The 18,293-nt window shown below is 75.5% G+C and carries 8 protein-coding genes; 3 read left to right on the top strand and 5 right to left on the bottom strand.

The genetic code is table 11. The features are described from left to right. The first annotated feature begins 454 nt into the window (after positions 1–454). Positions 455–2,572: a cellulase family glycosylhydrolase gene (locus ACWCHM_RS08920; RefSeq protein WP_454222044.1), complete on the top strand. Its 2,118-nt coding sequence runs from the start codon at positions 455–457 to the stop codon at positions 2,570–2,572. Between the two features lie 183 nt (positions 2,573–2,755). Here ACWCHM_RS08920 and ACWCHM_RS08915 read toward each other — a convergent pair whose 3' ends face one another. Genes ACWCHM_RS08915 through ACWCHM_RS08895 form a run of 5 tightly spaced genes read right to left on the bottom strand, consistent with a single transcriptional unit; the run spans position 2,756 to position 14,930 of the window. Next, positions 2,756–4,657: a hypothetical protein gene (locus ACWCHM_RS08915; protein WP_454222042.1), complete on the bottom strand. Its 1,902-nt coding sequence runs from the start codon at positions 4,655–4,657 to the stop codon at positions 2,756–2,758. Then, positions 4,654–8,169, bottom strand: coding sequence for a vWA domain-containing protein (locus ACWCHM_RS08910; protein WP_454222041.1), 3,516 nt, complete (start codon positions 8,167–8,169; stop codon positions 4,654–4,656). Before ACWCHM_RS08910 ends, ACWCHM_RS08915 begins: the two co-directional genes overlap by 4 nt. Beyond that, positions 8,153–9,316: an ATP-binding protein gene (locus ACWCHM_RS08905; protein ID WP_454222040.1), complete on the bottom strand. Its 1,164-nt coding sequence runs from the start codon at positions 9,314–9,316 to the stop codon at positions 8,153–8,155. The genes ACWCHM_RS08910 and ACWCHM_RS08905 overlap by 17 nt, the downstream gene beginning before the upstream one ends. Further along, positions 9,313–14,058, bottom strand: coding sequence for a hypothetical protein (locus tag ACWCHM_RS08900; RefSeq protein ID WP_454222039.1), 4,746 nt, complete (start codon positions 14,056–14,058; stop codon positions 9,313–9,315). Before ACWCHM_RS08900 ends, ACWCHM_RS08905 begins: the two co-directional genes overlap by 4 nt. Further along, positions 14,055–14,930 carry a DUF4132 domain-containing protein gene (locus tag ACWCHM_RS08895; RefSeq protein ID WP_454222037.1) on the bottom strand — a complete coding sequence of 292 codons (876 nt, stop codon included), beginning with the start codon at positions 14,928–14,930 and terminating at the stop codon, positions 14,055–14,057. Before ACWCHM_RS08895 ends, ACWCHM_RS08900 begins: the two co-directional genes overlap by 4 nt. Positions 14,931–15,516: 586 nt before the next feature. Between ACWCHM_RS08895 and ACWCHM_RS08890 the strand changes: the two genes are divergently transcribed. Together ACWCHM_RS08890 and ACWCHM_RS08885 are read left to right on the top strand one after the other, a co-directional pair. After that, complete coding sequence (locus ACWCHM_RS08890; protein ID WP_454222036.1) at positions 15,517–16,875, top strand: nucleotide sugar dehydrogenase; 1,359 nt, start codon at positions 15,517–15,519, stop codon at positions 16,873–16,875. Between the two features lies 1 nt (position 16,876). Beyond that, positions 16,877–18,253 carry a glycosyltransferase family 2 protein gene (locus tag ACWCHM_RS08885; RefSeq protein ID WP_454222034.1) on the top strand — a complete coding sequence of 459 codons (1,377 nt, stop codon included), beginning with the start codon at positions 16,877–16,879 and terminating at the stop codon, positions 18,251–18,253. Positions 18,254–18,293 lie beyond the last annotated feature (40 nt).

The following is an 18,293-nucleotide window of genomic DNA, read 5'->3' as shown; positions in this document are numbered from 1 at the left end:
CCTCCCCGGCGGTGGCTGCCGGTCACGCCCGGCAGCTGCGCGCGACCGGGCCGCCGGCACCGTCGCGCCGACCGCCGGCATCGTTCAGGGGGCCCAGGATAACCGACCGCCGACGTCAGCCCTCCGGGTGCGCGGCGGGACCGGAGCGGAAAATTTCCATCAGCCACGGAAAGCATTCGATGTCCACTCGGAACAGAGCGGCAGGTCACGACCGGCGGGCGGGCCCGGCGGACGGTCCGCCCCGGTCATTGACGCACGTCGACCGATACTTGTAAGGTCTGCGGCGGAAACTTTCCGGGATCAGCATCCGATCGTTTCCAGGCGGGAGCCTCGCCACTCATCGCGGACGTCCTGGGCAGCGTCCGCACCCGCTCCGTTCCGGCCGGGCCGCCCGGCCGACGGGACGTTCGACGACCCCCCTCCACAGGTGCCATCCCGGCGAGGAGTTCCCCTGATGAGTACCCAGCACCTCCGACGAATGCGACAGCGGGCCGGCCTGCTCGCCGGCACCCTCGCCGCCCTGCTCCTGGCGGGCCTGATGGTCGCCGGCAACGCCCAGGCCGCCGCCGGCTGCCGGGTGGCGTACACCGTGCCGGCCCAGTGGCAGGGCGGTTTCACCGCCGACGTCCAGGTCACCAACCTCGGTGACGCGGTCAACGGTTGGAGCCTGGCCTGGACCTTCCCGGCCGGCCAGCGCGTCACCCAGGCGTGGAACGTGACGACCACCGCCGCCGGCGACCAGGTCACCGCCAAGAACCTCAGCTACAACGCGACGATCGCCACCAACGGCACCGTCTCCTTCGGCTTCAACGGTTCGTGGACGGGCAGCAACCCGGTACCGACCTCGTTCACCCTCAACGGGGTCGCCTGCACCGGGAGCGTGAGCACGCCGACGCCGACCGGCACCACCGCGCCGCCGTCCCCGACGGTCTCCCCCTCCCCGACGGTCTCGCCGACGACCTCGCCGTCACCGTCACCCGGTGGCGACCCGATGGCGGCGGTGGCCGCGATGCAGCCCGGCTGGAACCTGGGCAACACCCTCGACGCGATCCCCGACGAGACCGCGTGGGGCAACCCGCTGACCACCCAGGCCCTGCTGCGGCAGGTGCGCTCACAGGGCTACCGCAGCATCCGCCTGCCGGTGACCTGGAGCGACCACACCGGGCCGGCCCCGACGTACACCATCGACCCGGTCTGGCTGGCCCGGGTCCGCCAGGTGGTCGACTGGTCGCTGGCCGAGGGCTTCTACGTGATGATCAACCTGCATCACGACTCCTGGCAGTGGCTCAACGGCTACCCGGGCGACCGCACCACGGTCATGAACAGGTACACCGCGCTGTGGACCCAGCTCGCCACCACGTTCCGCGACCACTCGGCCAAGCTGGTGTTCGAGAACATCAACGAGCCGCAGTTCAACGGCACCGCCGACGACGCCCAGGGCGACGAGGTGCTGCGGGAGCTGCACCTGGCGTTCGTCCGCCTGATCCGCCAGTCCGGCGGCGGCAACGCCACCCGGTTGCTGGTGCTGCCCACCCTGCACACCAGCGGCGAGCAGGCCCGGATGGACGCGCTGAACACCACGATCAGCCAGCTGCGCGACCCCAACATCGCCGCGACCATCCACTTCTACGGGTACTGGCCGTTCAGCGTGAACATCGCCGGGGGCACCCGCTACGACAGCAACGTCGAGCAGGACCTGGTCGGCACCTTCGAGCGGGCCCGCGCCTCGTTCGTCGCCCGGGGCATCCCGGTGATCATCGGGGAGTGGGCGCTGCTCAGCTACGACTACACCCGGCCCGGCATCATCGAACGCGGCGAACTGCTGAAGTTCTTCGAGGCGGTCGGCTACCACGCCCGCACCCGCAACCTCACCACCATGCTCTGGGACGCCGGCTCGTTCCTCAACCGCACCACGTTGCAGTGGCGGGACCAGGGCATCTACGACCTGATGAAGGCGAACCTGACCACCCGCTCGGCCACCGCCTCCTCCGACCAGGTCTACCTGCCGCGCAGCGGCACCATCACCGCCAAGTCGCTCACCCTCAACCTCAACGGCACGTCGTTGCAGGGCCTGCGGCAGGGCAGCACCAACCTGGTCGCCGGCACCGACTACACCGTCTCCGGCAGCACGCTGACGCTGACCGCGTCGGCACTGACCCGGCTCGCCGGCAACCGCGCCGCCGGGGTCAACGCCACCATCGAGGCCCGCTTCTCCCAGGGCGTGCCCTGGCAGATCAGCATCATCTCCTACGACCCGCCGACCCAGTCGGCGGCCAGCGGGACGACCGCCTCGTTCGCCATCCCCACCCAGTTCCGGGGCGACCAGCTCGCCACCATGGAAGCCAAGTACGCCGACGGCAGCGGCGCCGGACCGGCCAACTGGACCTCCTACAAGGAGTTCTGGACGCACTTCCAGCCGGACTACACCGCCAACACCATCCTGCTGAAGCCGGAGTTCTTCGCCGAGGTCAACGACGGCCCGGTCACGCTGACCTTCCACTTCTGGAGCGGCACGCAGAAGACGTACCGGATCACGAAGTCCGGGAGCACGGTCACCGGCAGCCCGGCCTGAGCCGGCCGGGGCGTCGCGGACGATGGAGCGCGACGCCCCGGCCAACGGGGTGAGGGTGTCCCGCCGGGCCTCAGGGACGCCCTCACCCCACCGGGGACCACGGCCAGGGCACCCGGTGACCGCCAGCTCCACCGCGCCGGGGCGTCGACACCCGCTGACGGTGTGCCACCCGGGCGCGGACGGTCAGGGCAGCCAGCACGCCTCCGCCGACGCCCGGGACGCCGCCTCCTCGTAGACCGCCAACGCCAGCCAGGACTCGGCGAACGCCTGCCCGTCGTCGTCGGTGAGCCGCCCGAAGGCGTCCCGGGGCCGGGACCGGGCCGCCGATCCCATCGCGGCGAGCAGGTGCGCGCCCAGGTCCAGGCGGGCCGAACGCAGCCTCCGCTCCGTCGGGTCGGCCAACGCCTGGATCGCCCGACCACCCGAGACGACCCGCTCCACCTGCCGACGCAGCAGCCCCAGGGCGGGATCGCCGAGCCGGGGACGGGGAGCGGCAGCGTCCGGAAGCCGGTCGGGCGGTGGCACCGCCGACGCGCCATCAGCCGTCCTGAGCTGGCTCGTGTGCAGCCGGTCGTAGCCGAGGTCGGCGTGACCCGCCCAGCTCTCCGGCAGGGCCAGCCCCGGCCCGTCGCCGTCGACAGGTCCCACGGCGAGCGCCTGGACGGTCGCCCGGCGGGTCGGATCGAGACGACCCACCAGGCGCAGCCGCGCCCCCACCGCCTGCCCCAGCAGGCGCAGGTTGGCCCGGTGCGGCAGGGCGGCGTGCTCGTCGGCGACGGTCAGCGTGAGGACCACCCCGTCGGCGGTGTCGACCAGGACGGTGTGCTCGTGCCCGCCCAGCACCCGTACGGTCAGGAAGAGCAGGTCGGCACCGGCGGGCCGCTCCGGCAGCGGCACGGCCACCGCGCCGAAGGCCCGCCGGACCTGGTCGGGCAGGGGCTGCGTCCAGAGCCCGGCGAGGGGTTCGTCGGCCCAGCCGACCCCGGCGGCCCGGGCCGCGCGGACCGCCCGGCCGGCACCCAACTGCCCCGACTCCGAAGCGGTGCCGCCGGAGACCACCAGCCCGGCCCGGGTGAGCTGCCGGTGGCTGAGCCCCGACTCGCCCACCGCCACCGTCGCGTCACCCGCACCGGCGGCCCGGCCCACGTCCCCCGGGGCGAGGTCGGCGACCATCCAAAGTCGACAGTCGCGGTCGGCCAGGTAGGTGACCACCCCGGCGTACCCGGAATCGGCCACCACCGGGACCGTGCAGAGCCCGTACAGGCGCAGGCCGGCCTGTGGGTCGTAGGCCCGCCGGGCGGTGCCCAGCAACGCGCCGAGCTCACCGGCCGGCGCGTCCCCACGCAGCCGGTGGGACACCGCCAGCAGCTCCCGCAGGTCGTCGGTCAGATCGGCCAGCCGGTGCTGGGGTTCACCCTCCCGGGCGGCCCGCAGCCCCGCCGCGACCCGGGTGCCGGAGGCCGCCGCCCGGTGCAGGCCATTGGCCCGCGCCTCGTGCACCGCCCGCAGCAGGGCCGTCCGCAGCACCACCCCGCAGCCGACGGTCCCCGCTGCGAGCACCGCCACGCCCACCTGCCACAACCCGTCGGCGGCGGCCCGCTGCCGCCCGGTGGGTGCGGGCGGCGACCCGGCACCGGCCGGCACCGCGGCACCTGTCGACCCGGTTGGTGGGTCGACAGCGCCCGGGTCGACGGCCCGCGGCAGGGCCGCCCCGTCCCCCGGAGCCGCCTCGTCCCCCGGAGCCGCGTCGGCGGCCGGAGCCGCCTCATCCACCGGGGTCGCGTCGTGCACCGGAGCCGCCTCGTCCACCGGGGCCAGGGCGAGCACCGCCATCCGGTGCAGGCAGTTCGGCGCGAGCAGACAACTGCACCGGGCGTCGGCGGCGTGGCGCACCACCCCGTCGACCGTCACCAGGGTCACCGTGGTCGCCTCGTCGACCTGGACCGTCACCCCGCCGTCCATGCCGGTCACCGGCCAGCCGCCGGCCCGGACGACCGCGTCGTCGACCTTGCGGCGTAGCCGGGCGGGCAGCGCGTCCAACGCCTCGGCCAGCACCGGGGCGGTCACCGGCGGCAGGCCGGTCACTGCCGCACCTGCTCCCCGACCCACCGGGCCAGCTCCAGCGGGCTCAACGCGGCCACCGGCATCCCCGCCGCGACCAGCTGACCCGCCGCCGCCACCGAGTACCGGGGTCGGCCGGTGTCGTCCAGGCTGGCGCAGCCCAGCACCTGACAGCCCGCCTCGACCAGTGCCCGGGTCTCGGCCAGCAGACCACCCATCGGGTACCCCTCCTCGAAGTCGCTGATCACCACCACCATCGTCCGCTGCGGAACGGTGACCAGCGACCGGGCGTAACGCAGCCCGGCCGCGATGTGCGTGCCCCCGCCGACGCTGACCTCCAGCAGCAGGGCCAACGGGTCGTCCACCCGCTCGGTCAGGTCCACCACCTCGGTGGAGAACGCGACGAAGTGGGTGCTGAGCGCCGGAACGCCGGCCAGCACGGCGGCGGTGAGCGCCGACCAGATCACCGACTCCTCCATCGACCCGGAGACGTCGACGACGAGCACCAGCCGCCAGTCCACCCCCCGGCGGGCCCGGGTGCGGAACACCGGCCGCTCCGGCACCAGCGTCAGCCGGCCCCGCCTGTCACGACGGGCGGTGGCCAGGTTGGCCCGCAGCGTCCGGGACAGGTCCAGCGGCCCGCCCGGCCGGTAGGTGGGACGCGGGGTGGTCAACCCGGTCAGCGCCGGACGCAGCCGGGCAGCCAACTGCCGGGTCAGCTCCGCCACGATCCGGGCCACCAGCGGACGCAGCCGCGCCACCGTGGACTCCGGCAGCCCACCGGCGAGGGTGAGCAGGTCGCGGAGCAGTTCGACGGACGGGCGGACCGCCGCCGGGTCCAGCTCGGTGGCCGCGTCCAGCCGGCCCGCCTCCACCGCCCGGGCCAGCACCTCCTCGCGTACCCCGGGGCCGAACAGGGCGGACAGTTCCCCGGCCCACTCCCGTACGCCGGGAAAGGAGGCCTCCCGACCGGCGCGACCGGCCGCCTCGGCCGCCGCCCCCTCGCCCCGGCCCGCCCCGTACAGCTCGTCGAGGGCGGTGGCGTACCGGCGGGCGCGCGGCCCGACCCGGGTCGACTCCCGGCCGAGCACCAGTCGCCACCGGTCCACCGTCGACAACCCGCCGGCCGGGGTGGACCGGGTGGCCGGTCGCGTCGCGTCGGCGGCCGTCGGCGGCTCCGGCGACGGGTCCGGCGGCTCGGCGGCGAGCAGGCCCTGCGCCTGGAGCGCCAGGCGGCCCGCCGCGTCGGCACGCAACCGGATCAGCAGGGCGTCCGGATCGTCGAGCACCGCGATGTCGGCGTCCGGGCCGGTGTCGTCGAGCCGCCCCCGGACCACCTCCAGCAGCCGGTCCCGGCCGGCCGGGCTGACCACGTGGAAGCCGGCGCGCAACGCCGGCAACCGGCTGAGGAACTCCTCGTCGGGTAGCGTCTCGACCCGCTCCAGGAGCCCGTCGAACACCTCGCCGCTGGCCCGCAGCAGCGGTTCGGCGACGACCAGCAGCCCGGTCAGGTGGCCCTGGAGCTGCTGCCGCCCGGCGGGCGTGGACGCGGTGTCCACCCAGGACGCGACGAGTCGCCCGAAGGCGGCGGGTTCCCGCAGGCCCAGCAGCACCCGGACCGCCCCGGCGGCGGCCGCCATCAGCGGGGTGCCCCGGGCGGCGAGCCGGGCCAGGCAGTCGGCCAGTCGCAGCCCCGCCCCGGCCGCGTCGGCCCGCTGGGCGAGCGTGGCCAACGCCTCGGCGTCAGCGACGTCCTGGGCGCCGGTCAGCCCGTCGACCTGCCGGACCGCCGCGCTCTCCAGCGCCTCGGCGACCCGGCCCAGCTCGTCCGGCGGCAAGTCGGCACCGCCCGGCAGCTGACCGAGACGCAGCCGGTCGAGCAGCGCCAACGCGGTGACCAGCTCACCGAGGGTGCCCTCGGCCGGCACGGTGACCGCCACCTCGGCGAGCCGGCGGGCCGCCAGCCCGCTCAGGTCGCACCGGGCGGCGTCCGCCAGGCCGGTGATCACGGCGGCGACGGTCGGGCCGTCCTCGGCGCGTTCCCGCCGTCGCCGCTGCACCAGCGCGCCCTCGGCGGCCTGGCCGAGGGTCACCCCACGCAGCCCGGCCACCTCGATCGTCGCCTCGGTGCGGGGCGACCACTGCACCCGCCACCGGGTGGTGACCGCGTCGACCCCGCCGACGCCCGTGCCGCCGACCTGTTCGGCGTACGCGACGTCGCAGACCTGGAGCCGGTGCAGGGTGACCTCCCGCCGCCGGTCCAGGGCGGAGCGCAGCGGGTCCAGCCGCAGCTCCCGGGCCGGGTCGCCGGCACCGGGCAGCCGCAGCCCGGCCAGCAGCTCACGGACCGCCGGGGCCAGCCCGGAGCGGGGGGTGCCGGGGGCCAGCACGCCGCGCCGGTCCCCGACGAGCACCTGTTCCATCGCGTGGGCCACCGCCCGGCCCCGGCCGAGCACCTCGCCGTGGGCCAGCACGCTCTGGATCGCCTCGACCAGTTCGCCCCGGCCGGGCGCGGGCAGGCCGCGCAGCCGGGCCAGGTCGAGCGCGAGCCGGACGGCCTCCCGGGCCTCCCCCGGGCCGGCCGGGTGACCGGCCCGGCGGATCGCCGCGCAGACCGCCACCACGGCGTCCGTCGTAGCCGACTCGACGGCGGCCGGGTCGCCGTCGGCGGTGAGGACCGACTGCTGCCACTGCGGGTCACGGATGCCTGCCGGATAGCCCGACCGGGCGTCCAGCAGCCCGAACGTGTACGGCACCAGCGAGGTCACCACCGCTGACGCCCCGGTCGGGTCGGCCGGTGCCGGGGCCTCCTCCCCGGCCAGCAGCGCCGGGGCGTGGAACGCGCCGACCAGGGCGGCGACCCGACGCTGTCCCGCCTCGGCCAGGCACTGCCGCATCCGGGCCTCGCGGCGCAGATCGAGCGGGGACACCCCGGACCCCCGCTCGGCGTCGGCGCGCAGCGCCCAACCGACCGCGAGCGCCGCCCGGCGTACCGCCTCCGGGTCGGCGCCCGGGGCGCGGGCCTCGACCGTCCGATCCCACAGGTCCTCGTCGGCCCGCCCGCTGCCGGCGGCGCGCAGCGCGCCGGCGAACGACAGGCCCGGCGTCGGGGCGGCACCCGGCTCCCGCTGCCGCCAGGCCGGGTCGGCCAGCGGCAGGTCACACGGTACGACCGGGACCCCGTTACGGGCGGCCCAGCGCACCGCGACCAGCTCCGGGGAGAAGTCGGCGAACGGGTAGAACGCCGGCCCGCCGCCGTCGCCGAGGACCCCGGCCAGCGCCACCGGGGCGGCGGTGGCCGGGTCGGCGAGCCACGGCAGCCACCGCCCCAGCTCCGGCGGGAGCTCCAGGAGCAGCACCTCGGGGCGGTATCCGGCCAGCAGCCGGGGCAGGGCCACCGCCAGCGCGGGCGAGTGGTGCCGTACCCCGATCAGGTACGGCCGGCGGTGCCCGGCCAGCGCGGCGACCGCGACCGTGGGGTCGACCGCCGTCGGCTCCCCGGCGGCGGGCGCGGGCGGGTCAGTCGGTGAGGACATCGCGCAGTTCCCACAGCCGCCGCCACAGGCGTGCGCCGTCCTCGGCCCGTCGCCGCACCGCGCCGTCCCAGTAGCCGAGCAGCTTGGCCCCGTCGGCCGGGTCGTCCTTGCGGACCACGCCGAGCAGGTGGCCGGGCAGCAGCGACACCACGTCCCGGTCGCCGGGGAAGTAGGCCGCCGCCAGCGCCAACGACGACGCGACCGCCACCGCCTCGGCGGTGCTCATCACGGTGGACGGCCGTTCCACCTCCCAACCCTCGACCGACTGCCCGGCCCGCAGGTCGCGGAACGCGGTGACCAGCGCCTCCAGCACGGCGTCGTCGACGGCGAACGGGGCGTGCACCCGCTCCAGGGTGGCGCGGGCCTGCCGCTGCACCAGGGCGATCTCCTGGGCCAGGTCGCTGATCGGGCCGACGGTCTCGAAGTTGAACCGGCGCTTGAGCGCCGCCGACATCTCCGACACCCCCCGGTCGCGCAGGTTGGCGGTCGCGATCAGGGTGAACCCGGGCGCGGCGGGGACGGTGGCGTCGGCGGTGCCGGACAGCTCCGGCACCGCGATCCGCCGGTCGGACAGGATGGACACCAGGGCGTCCTGGACCTCCGGCAGGCAGCGGGTGATCTCCTCCACCCGGGCCACCGCACCGGTGCGCATCGCGGACAGGATCGGCGAGGGCACCAGCGCGGCGGCGCTCGGCCCGTGCGCGAGCAGCAACGCGTAGTTCCAGCCGTAGCGGAGCTGGTCCTCGGTGGTGCCGGCGGTGCCCTGCACGACCAGTTCGCTGCTGCCGCAGATCGCGGCGGACAGCAGCTCCGACAGCATCGACTTCGCGGTGCCCGGTTCGCCGACGAGCAGCAGGCCCCGTTCCCCGGCGAGGGTGACGACGCAGCGTTCGACCAGCGCCCGTTCCCCGACGAACTTGGCGGTCACGGTCAGTGTGCGGGGCAGCTCGTCGCGGCGGGCCGACCGGGGCAGCTCCAGGGCGACGCCGCCGCTGCCGACGATGAACGTGACGACCGCGCGCGGCGTCAACCGCCAGCCCGGCGGCCGGGGCCCGTCGTCGTACGCGGCGAGGAACGCCAGTTCGGCGGCGTGGGCATGCTCGGCGGGCTGGACCTGCCGGGCCGCCGGGGTGGTCGTGGTGCTCATCGGCGCCTTTCCGTAACGAGATCGTCGAAGCGGGGTGCGTCGCCCGCGCACACCCGGGCCCAGGCGAGCGCGAACAGCCGGGGCGGGGGGGCCACCGGGGAGACGATGCCCAGCGCGGTCACGCCGCCCTCGCCCCCGATCAGCAGCGGGAGCTTCCACCGTTCCAGCGGCAGCAGCGGCGCCTTGAGCGCCAACCAGCCGCCGGGCAGGAACAGCGACCGTCCGGCCCGGGGCCGTTTCGCCGCCACGACGTGCCCGGTGGCGGCCAACTCGGCGCGGGCCGCCTTGAGCCGGGCCGGCTTCCAGCCGGTCCACCGGGCCACGTTGCGGTCGGTCGGGTCGGGCAGGGCGAGCAGTTGCAGGTAGAGCGCCGCCGCGTCGGCACCCAGCCCGAGCGTCGAGGCGACCGTGGCGACCAGGTCCGGGTCGGAGCGGGTCGGGTCCTGCGCGAAGCCGTCGTCCATCGCCGGGACGACGTGCGACACCACCTCGGTGAGCTGGCCGCCGAGCAGCGCCCGCAGCGCCGCGAGCAGTTGCTCGTTGACGTGGTCGAGGCGGGCCCGCAGCACGGCCAGCGCGGGATCGTCCGTTCCGGACAGCCGCGACGGGTACAACCGGACCCGGTGCCAGCGGTTGGTCGGCGGGATCAGCACCGGGCCGACCTCGGTGCCGGCCGGGCCGGTCGTCACCGGCAGGCCGAACGCGGCGGTGAACGCCGACAGCTTGGCCTCGTCGACGTGCCCGACGAAGAGGGTGAAGCCGGGGTCGGCCAGCCGCTGCCGGGCCAGGTCGGCGGCGACCGGCAGCGCCGCCCGCATCGGGTCGTCGACGGCCAGGTGGTACGCCAGCCACGGCAGCGTCCTGGTCAGCGCGATCAGCGCGTCGTCGTCGTCGATTCCGGTGTCGGCTCCGGCCAGCCACCGGCCGGTGGCCGCGTTGGCGACCCAGTGGAGCACCGTCGAGGCCGGCAGCGGGCTGGTCACCTCGGCCCGGTCCACCTGAACGATCAACTCGTCGGACACGGGTCGCCGTGGCCCGTGCCGCCGCACCCACTCCTGCACGATCAGATCCTGTCGGGGCCCGTCGACCCACAGCCGCGCCGGGTCCTCGGGGATCAGCCGCCCGAGCAGGCTGGCGAAGGCCTGCCGGCCGCGACCGCCGGTGCCCCAGAACCGGGCCGCCGCGGCGGGTGCCGCCGGGTCGGGCAGTTCCAGGATGGTCAGCAGTTCGGCGGGGGCCTGCCCCCACACGAGCCGGGGCAGGCCCGCCAGCAGCAGCACCGCCTCGGCGTGGCTCATGCCCGCCGCCTCGGACAGGGTGCGGGCCCACTCGGGCTGCCACTCCATCGGCTCGTTGGCCCGGGCGAGCCGGAGGAACCCGTCGATCCGCTGCGGCGTGACGTCACCGGTCGGCAGGATCTCCTCCTTGGTGATCCGGAAGCCGGGCACCGCCGAGAACCGTCCGGTCGGCGTCCAGTCGAGCACGTCGAGTTCACGGTCGTCGGTGTCGACGGCGAGCACCAGCAACCGCCGGCCGCCCACGGTCAGCACCTGCCCCCGGACCTGGTCGAGCGGTTGGTGGGCGTCGGCGACCAGGGTGGCCCGCCGCAGCCGGCTGCCGGGGGCGAGGAGCCCGGAGCGGGCGCACACCTCCAGCAGCGTCAGCAGCGCCTCGCGTACCTCGGACAGGCAGATCGGGGCCACCGCCCGGTACATCGCGGCCGGCAGCACCCCCAGCAGGTCGAACCAGTCGAGGTCACCGTCCAGCTGCACCCGCGCAGGCGTCGGGTCGGTGCCGGTGAGCGCGGCACCCGCGCGGGAGATCAGCCGCAGGGAGCTGTCCTCCGCGGCGTAGCAGTACTGGATCAGCCCGGCGAGCCCCTCGGAGAGCAGCCGGTCGACGGCCGGCGATCCGACCGGGGCCTCCTGCGCCGGCAGGGCGTTGTCCTGCTCGCCGTCGAGCACGGCGGCCAGCGTCCGCAGCCGCGCCACCTGCTCGGCGGCCCGGGTGACGAGCCCGGCGACCCCGGCGACGAGGGCGGGCGCGGTGAGCTGCGGCAGGTGCCGGGCGACCAGGGCACGCACCTGGTCGGCGTCCAGCCCGGCCGCCTCGGCCAGCAGCGCGCCGGCCTGCGCGTCGGTGACGCCGCGCAGCGCCGCCGAGCCGGCCTCGTCGCGGGGCCGCAGGAAGTGCCAGTACTCCGCCGGCGGCACCAACCGGCTGCCGGCGGCGAAGGCGGACCGCTCACCGCCGGACGGGTAGCGGCCGAGCAGGAAGCCGTCCTCGGCGCAGAGCAGCAGGTCGCCGTTGGCGCCCCGGCCGCCGTGCAGCAGCCCGAAGGTGGTGTCCGCGCCGGGGAACCGCACCGCCGCCGCGAGCCTGCCGTCGGCGGTGCCCGCCGGCAGGGCGAAGGACCGCCCGTTCACGGCCTCGCCGGACCAGCCGCCGTCCGCCGCGCGTCGCACCCGCCAGCCGGCCAGCCCGTCGGCGCGGCCCAGCGGGCTGTCGGACGACTCGGTGGGGCGCAGCCAGGACGTGCCGGCGTCGAGGGGTCGACCGTCGACGGTGCCGTCCTCGAAGAACGTCGGCCGGGAGAACCGGCCACGCTCGCCCGTCGTCGGGTCGTACTCCTGCCAGCCCAGCGGGTTGTCGGCGGCGCGGACCCAGTAGGTGGTGCCGTCGCTGATGATCCGGCCACCGGTCCGCTCGGCCCGGTCGCCGACCCGCAACGGACGCCGCCCCATGGTGCGCCCGCCGCCGGGCAGCGGCAGCGACAGCTGGGGGTAGGTGGTGAAGGCGTCGTCGGCGAGGGTGAAGACGTCGTCCGGGGTGCCGCTCCAGTAGGCGGCCCGGTCCCGGCCCCGGTCCCAGCAGACCAGCAGTTGCCCGTCGACGTGGCGCAGCACCAGCCGCCAGCGGTACCGGTTCTCCCCGGCCGGGATCCGCATCAGGTGTTCCTGCTCCACCCCGTCCGGCCCGATGACCGTCACCAGGTCGCCGGTGAGCAGCAGCAGGTTCGGCCACTGCCCGGTGAGCTGCATGTCCGACGTCGACTCGGTGAGCCGTTCGGCGGCGGTGTCCAGGGCGGGCCAGCCGTACTCGTCGAGCAGGCCGGAGCGCAGCGTACGGCCGAGGACCGGGCCGAGGTCGTGGTCGACGAGCCGGCGTACCGCGTCGGGGTTGACGGCGAAGCCGGTCGGGCAGGCGACCGTGCCGACCCGGTCGAGGTGCTGGTCGAGCGTCGGCAGCCCCTGTCGCCCGACGGCGTCGGCGAGGGTGTCCAGCCAGCTGCGCAGGGCGGTCCGCAGGCCGGGCACCGCGACGATCTCGCGTACCCGGGGCGTCGGGTCGTGCTGGTCGCGCCCACCGGTGCGCAGTCGCCGTTCGACGCCCTCGACCAGCACCGGCAGGAACCGGGGGTCGGCGGCGACGGCGACCAGGTCACGTCGGCCGTCGGTGTCGTCGGAGAACCAGTTGTCCAGCCGGTGCCGGACGTCGCCGGCCGGGTCCGCGACGGGCACCCCCAGCGCCAGGCAGGTGTCGAGCAGGTCGAGGTCCACGGCGTCGTGGGCGCGGCAGAGCTCGACCGGCACCCCGTCGGCCTTGAGCCGTCCCGCCATCCGCTCCACCAGGGCGAGCAGCCCGGGGTGCCGCTTGCGGACCCGCCACGAGCGGCGTTCCCGGTGCTCGTCGAAGCGGCGCAGCCAGCCGGCGGGCCCGTCGGGCGACTCGGCCTCGGCGGGTACGGCACCAGCCGGCCCGGTCAGCGCGCTGGTGGCGTCGGCCTCCTCCAGCACCGCCAGCCACACGTCGTCGCCGCAGTTGCGGGGGGTGAGCCCGAGCAGCCGGCCGCGCAGCGCGGGGTCGGTCGTGGCGAGCCGGGCCAGTGGCTGCCGGTAGGCCGTCCAGAACGCCTCCGGGGCCCGGTGCAGGGCCGGCGCGGCCAGCAGTTCGCCGAGCACCCGCTCGTCCTCGGTGGCCGGGTCGAGGCCGGCGGCGCGGGCCAGTCGACGCAGGTCGGTGTGCATCGCCGCGTACGGCGGCAGGCCGCCCAGGGTGCGCTCCACGCACAGCCGCAGGAACATCGCGTACGCGTCGGCGGGCGTACGCCGGGCCGCGAGGTCCCGGGCATGGCCGGAGAGCGCCTTCGCGGTCAACGCCCCGGCCAGCGCGAACTCCAGGAACACGGCGTGCTGGCGGTCCTCGTCGATGGTCAGGGCGTAGGCGCGTTCGGCGTCGCGGGCCTTGCCGAACATGGTCGCCGCGTGGGTGACGCTGTCGGCGGCGAGGAACGCCCGGCCTGCCTCCTCGTAGAACGTCGGCAGGAAGTGCGGCACCGACCGGGCCAGCCGCTCGCCGAGGGCGTTGAAGCCGTCCTTGGCCGGGCCGACCCGGGAACGCGCCATGCGGGCCAGCCGCTCGATCTCCTTGACCAGGGCGAGCGCGTGGTGGCCGTTGGCGGGGTCGTGGACCAGGGCCCAGGCCGGGAAGCCGAGCGCCTGCTGGCGGACCACGCCGACCGGGGTCACCCGCTGCGGCCGGTCGAAGCCCAGGAACTCCATGGACAGGTCCTCGGCCTCGCCCAGCGCGTCGCTGACCAGCCGGACCACGGTCCGTCCGGCGAGGACGGGATGGGTGTACCGGCGGGCGGTCAGGGTGTCGGTGGTGTCGTCCTTGGCCACCACCGTGCCGACGGGCAGCACGGCGCCCGCCTCCAACAGGTCCGTCGCGTCGACGCTCACTGGTCCTCCTCCTGCTCTGCTGCCACGACCCGGCCGGCGTACAACGCGGCGGCCATCCGGGTTCCCTCCGACCAGGCCACCGGGCCGACCGCGCCCAGCGGCAGGGCGGTGCCGTGCCGGTCGGTGAAGACGAGATCACCGGTCTCGGTCTCGTAGTAGGGGTCGTCCGCACCGACCCACGACCGGGCCTCGACGGTGACGCCGTTCTCGACGATCCGGCACACCGCGTTGCCACCGCGTACCGGGTAGCCGAGCGACGTCGCGCGGGCGGTCAGGTGCCGGAGCTGGTCGTACCGGCCGCCGGCGTAGCCGCCGTAGCGGGTCGCCGTCGCGTCGACGTCCGCGCCCCGGACCCAGGTCTGCCGGAAGAGCTGGTCGACTGACTGTCGCACCTGGAGTTCGGCGGCGAACTCCCGCAGGTCGTCGAGGTCGTCGAGGGTGACCGGGTGGGGGATGACCACCCGGTCCGCGCTGCGGCGGACGCTGTCGCCGTCGAGGTCGACCAGACCGACCTGGCCGTCGACCACCTCGCGGAGCAGCCCCACGCCGTCCGGGTCGCGCCGGCCGTCGTCGTCGAGCACCGCGACGACCAGGTCGGTGAGCGCGGAGCGCCACGTCTCGTCCGGCCACACCTCGGTCAGGACCGCGACCGGCACCGGCAGCGAACGCACCATCCAGCGTTCGATGTCGGTGCGGCACTGGGTCTCGTGCCGGGTCAGCCACTCGGTGAGCTGCCGCAGCCCCACCACCGTCGGATCGTCGCGCAGGGACGCCGGCACGGAACGTAGTTCCCGCCCCTTGGCGTTCCGGGCGACGACGTCACCGTCGCGGAGAGTGACCTGGTAGCCACCCGACACCTCTGACCATCCCATGTGGACTCCCCACGTCTCGACGGAAGAAGACACCGGAGGCTAGCCCACCCGGGCGACAAAGTCCGGGCGTCGTCCCGCCACCCGGCGGGGCCCCGACAACGGCACGACGACCTCACCGTCGGTGACCATCGATGGGCATGCCAGCACGTGTCCGGCGGACCGCGCCACCCCGCCCGCCCGGCACCGGTCCGCACCCGCGACCGGCAAGGCTTTGCGGACCGCGACCGACGGACCGCCCCGGGGGGTGCGGCACCACCCCGGGGCACCACAGCGGCCCGCCGCGCCGGCGGGGCAGGGCGGCGGAACACGGCCGGCGGTTCACCGCCAGTGATGATTCTTACTCGACGTCGACCGCCGACAGCACCGTGACCTATGGGGTTGGTGGGACGACTGGGACCACCGCGAGTCAGGACACCCGGGCGGCAACCACGCGTCCGGGCTGCCGCGACGCCGAAAACTGACCGAACGGACGGTGACCCACCGTAGCCTTTCCGCGGCCGGACGGCTGTTCGACGGACAGTCGACGGGGCGGCCGGGTCGGCACTCTGGGGTCACCACTGTTCACCTTCCGTGAGGGCCACCGACCATGTCGCAGCTCCTGCCCGCCGCCCGGGCCGACCTCCCGACCAGCGCGCCCGCCTCCCCCGTCGCCCCGCCGGAGCCGGCCGCCGTCGCCGCCGGACCCGGTGCGCGTACCGCCGTGGTGGGCCTCGGCTACGTGGGCCTGCCGACCAGCCTGGCCCTGGTCGCCGGCGGCGCCCGGGTCACCGGGGTGGACATCTCCCCGGCCCGGCTCGACGACATCCGGGCCGGGCGGGCCGACCTGCTCGACGACGACCGGGACCGGCTGCGCGACACGCTGCGGGCATCCGACCCGGCGCTGCGCCTCACCACCGCGGTCGCCGAGATCGCCGACGCCGACACGGTGCTGATCTGCGTGCCCACCCCGGTGGACCGGCACCTCGCCCCCGACCTCACCGCGTTGCGGACGGCCTGTGCGGCGGTGGTCGCCCACGCCCGCCCCGGCCAGACCATCGTGCTCACCTCCACCAGCTACGTCGGCACCACCCGGGAACTGCTGGTCGAGCCGCTGGCCGCCCGGGGCCTGCGGGTCGGGCAGGAGGTCTTCGTGGCGTTCGCCCCGGAACGGGTCGACCCCGGCAACGACCGGCACCGGCAGGAACTCACCCCCCGGGTGGTCGGCGGCACCACGCCGGAGTGCACCGCGCGGGCCGCCGCCGCGCTGGCCCGGATCACCCCGCTGGTGCACCGGCTCGGCTCACCCGAGGCCGCCGAGATGACCAAACTGCTGGAGAACACCTTCCGGGCGGTGAACATCGCCCTGGCCAACGAGTTCGCCGACCTCTGCCGGGACCTGCACCTGGACGTCACCGAGGTGATCGACGGGGCGGGCACCAAGCCGTACGGCTTCATGGCCTTCCAGCCCGGCCCCGGCGTGGGCGGGCACTGCATCCCGTGCGACCCGCACTACCTGCTCTGGCAGGTCCGTGGCCAGCGCCGCGAGGCACCCCTGATCGAGACCGCGATGCGCGGGATCGCCGCCCGCCCCCGCCGGGTCGTCGACCGGATCCGGGAACTGCTCGCCGGGGCCGGCCGCCCCCTGCTCGGGGCCCGGGTGCTGCTCGCCGGGGTGACCTACAAGCCCGGGGTCGCCGACGTCCGGGAGTCCCCCGCGCTGGAGATCATCGGTGAGCTGATCCGGGCCGGCGCGCAGGTCGGCTTCGTCGACGACCTCGTCGACACGGTCCGCACCCCCGACGGCCACACCCTGCACCGGGTGGCCGACCCGGCCGACCGGGAGTGGGACCTGGTGGTCGTGCACACCCGCCAGTCCGGCCTGGACGAGGCGTGGCTGCGTGGGCAACCGATGGTGCTCGACGCCACCTACCGGCTGGCCGGGCTGCCCCGGCGGGAGGTCGTCTGAGATGCCGGCGACCGCCCCCGTCCGGCGCGGCCTGCGTCGGCTGCTCACCGTGCTCGCGCTGCTGCCGCTGATCGTGCTACTGGCCCGGCAACTGCCCCAGTTGCCGTACGCCCCGCTGCTGGCGTTCTACGGCTTCGCCGTGCTCACCGCCACCGTCGCCGTGTTCTACCTGGCCTACGCCCGCTACGTCGACCCCGCCGAGGCCCCGGCGCAGCCCCGGCACGGCGCCGCGTTCCCGCCGCTGCCGCCGGCCCCGACGGTCAGCCTGCTGGTGGCCGTCAAGGACGAGGCCGACGGCATCGAGGCGTGCGTCAGGTCGATGACCGGCAGCGACCACCGCCCGTTGCAGGTGATCGTCGTCGACGACGGCTCCACCGACGGCACCGCCGAGGTACTCGACCGGCTCGCCGCCGAACTCCCGGTCACCGTGCTGCACCTGCCCCGCAACGTCGGCAAGAAGCGGGCCCTGGTGCACGCCGCCCGGTACGCCACCGGCGACGTGCTCGCCTTCACCGACTCCGACTGCGTGCTCGCCCCGGACGCGGTGGGGCGCTGCGTCGAGGCGCTGCTGCGGCGACCGGACCTCGGCGCGGTCAGCGGCCACGCCCGCGCGCTCAACCCCGACGAGTCGCTGCTCAGCCGGGTGCAGGATGTCTGGTACGAGGGCCAGTTCCGGATTTCCAAGGCGGCCGAGGCGTCGTTCGGCGCGGTCACCTGCGTCTCCGGCCCGCTGGCGGTGTTCCGGCGGGAGGCGGTGCTCAACTACCTGCCCGCCTGGGCGGCCGACCGGTTCCTCGGCGGCGAGTTCCGGTTCGCCACCGACCGGCAGCTCACCGGCTACGTGCTGGGGCAACGCTGGATCGGCGACCGGCTCAAGGCGCGGTTCGCCGACTCCCCGTTCGTCCGCGACGAGGACCATCCGCCGCGCGCCTGGCGGGTCGGCTACGTCCGCTCGGCGAAGGTGTGGACCACCGTGCCGGCCCGGCTGCGGCCGTTCCTGCGCCAGCAGACCCGCTGGAAGAAGAGCTACGTGCGGAACCTCTTCTTCACCGGCACGTTCATGTGGCGGCGGGGCGCCGGCCCGGCCGCGCTCTACTACGGGCACGCGCTGTGGGTGGCGCTGGCCCCGGCGATGGCCTTCTCCCACCTGGTCTGGGCGCCGCTGCGCGGCTGGTGGGCGGTGCCGTTGCTCTACCTGTGCGGGGTGCTGCTCAAGGGCACCGCGTGGGGGCTGGCCTACCGGCTGGACAACCCGGGTGACCCGCGCTGGGCGTACCGGCCGTTGATGAGCGTGCTGTCCGCCACCATGTTGTCCTGGCTGCTGCCCTGGTCGGTGGGGACGATCCGGCGTGGCGTGTGGTCGCGGAGCACGGTGTGAACGCCGGGCGGCGGGTGCTGACCCGGCTGGCCCGGGTCGC

The sequence above is a fragment of the Micromonospora sp. SCSIO 07396 genome (assembly GCF_053667945.1).
This window is presented reverse-complemented; position numbering and strand designations above follow the sequence as displayed.

Excerpts from the sequence above, each read along its gene's own strand:
- ACWCHM_RS08885 (WP_454222034.1), top strand. The coding sequence starts at position 16,877 with ATGCCGGCGACCGCCCCCGTCCGGCGCGGCCTGCGTCGGCTGCTCACC.
- ACWCHM_RS08905 (WP_454222040.1), bottom strand. The coding sequence starts at position 9,316 with ATGAGCACCACGACCACCCCGGCGGCCCGGCAGGTCCAGCCCGCCGAG.
- ACWCHM_RS08910 (WP_454222041.1), bottom strand. The coding sequence starts at position 8,169 with ATGTCCTCACCGACTGACCCGCCCGCGCCCGCCGCCGGGGAGCCGACG.
- ACWCHM_RS08895 (WP_454222037.1), bottom strand. The coding sequence starts at position 14,930 with ATGGGATGGTCAGAGGTGTCGGGTGGCTACCAGGTCACTCTCCGCGAC.
- ACWCHM_RS08920 (WP_454222044.1), top strand. The coding sequence starts at position 455 with ATGAGTACCCAGCACCTCCGACGAATGCGACAGCGGGCCGGCCTGCTC.
- ACWCHM_RS08890 (WP_454222036.1), top strand. The coding sequence starts at position 15,517 with ATGTCGCAGCTCCTGCCCGCCGCCCGGGCCGACCTCCCGACCAGCGCG.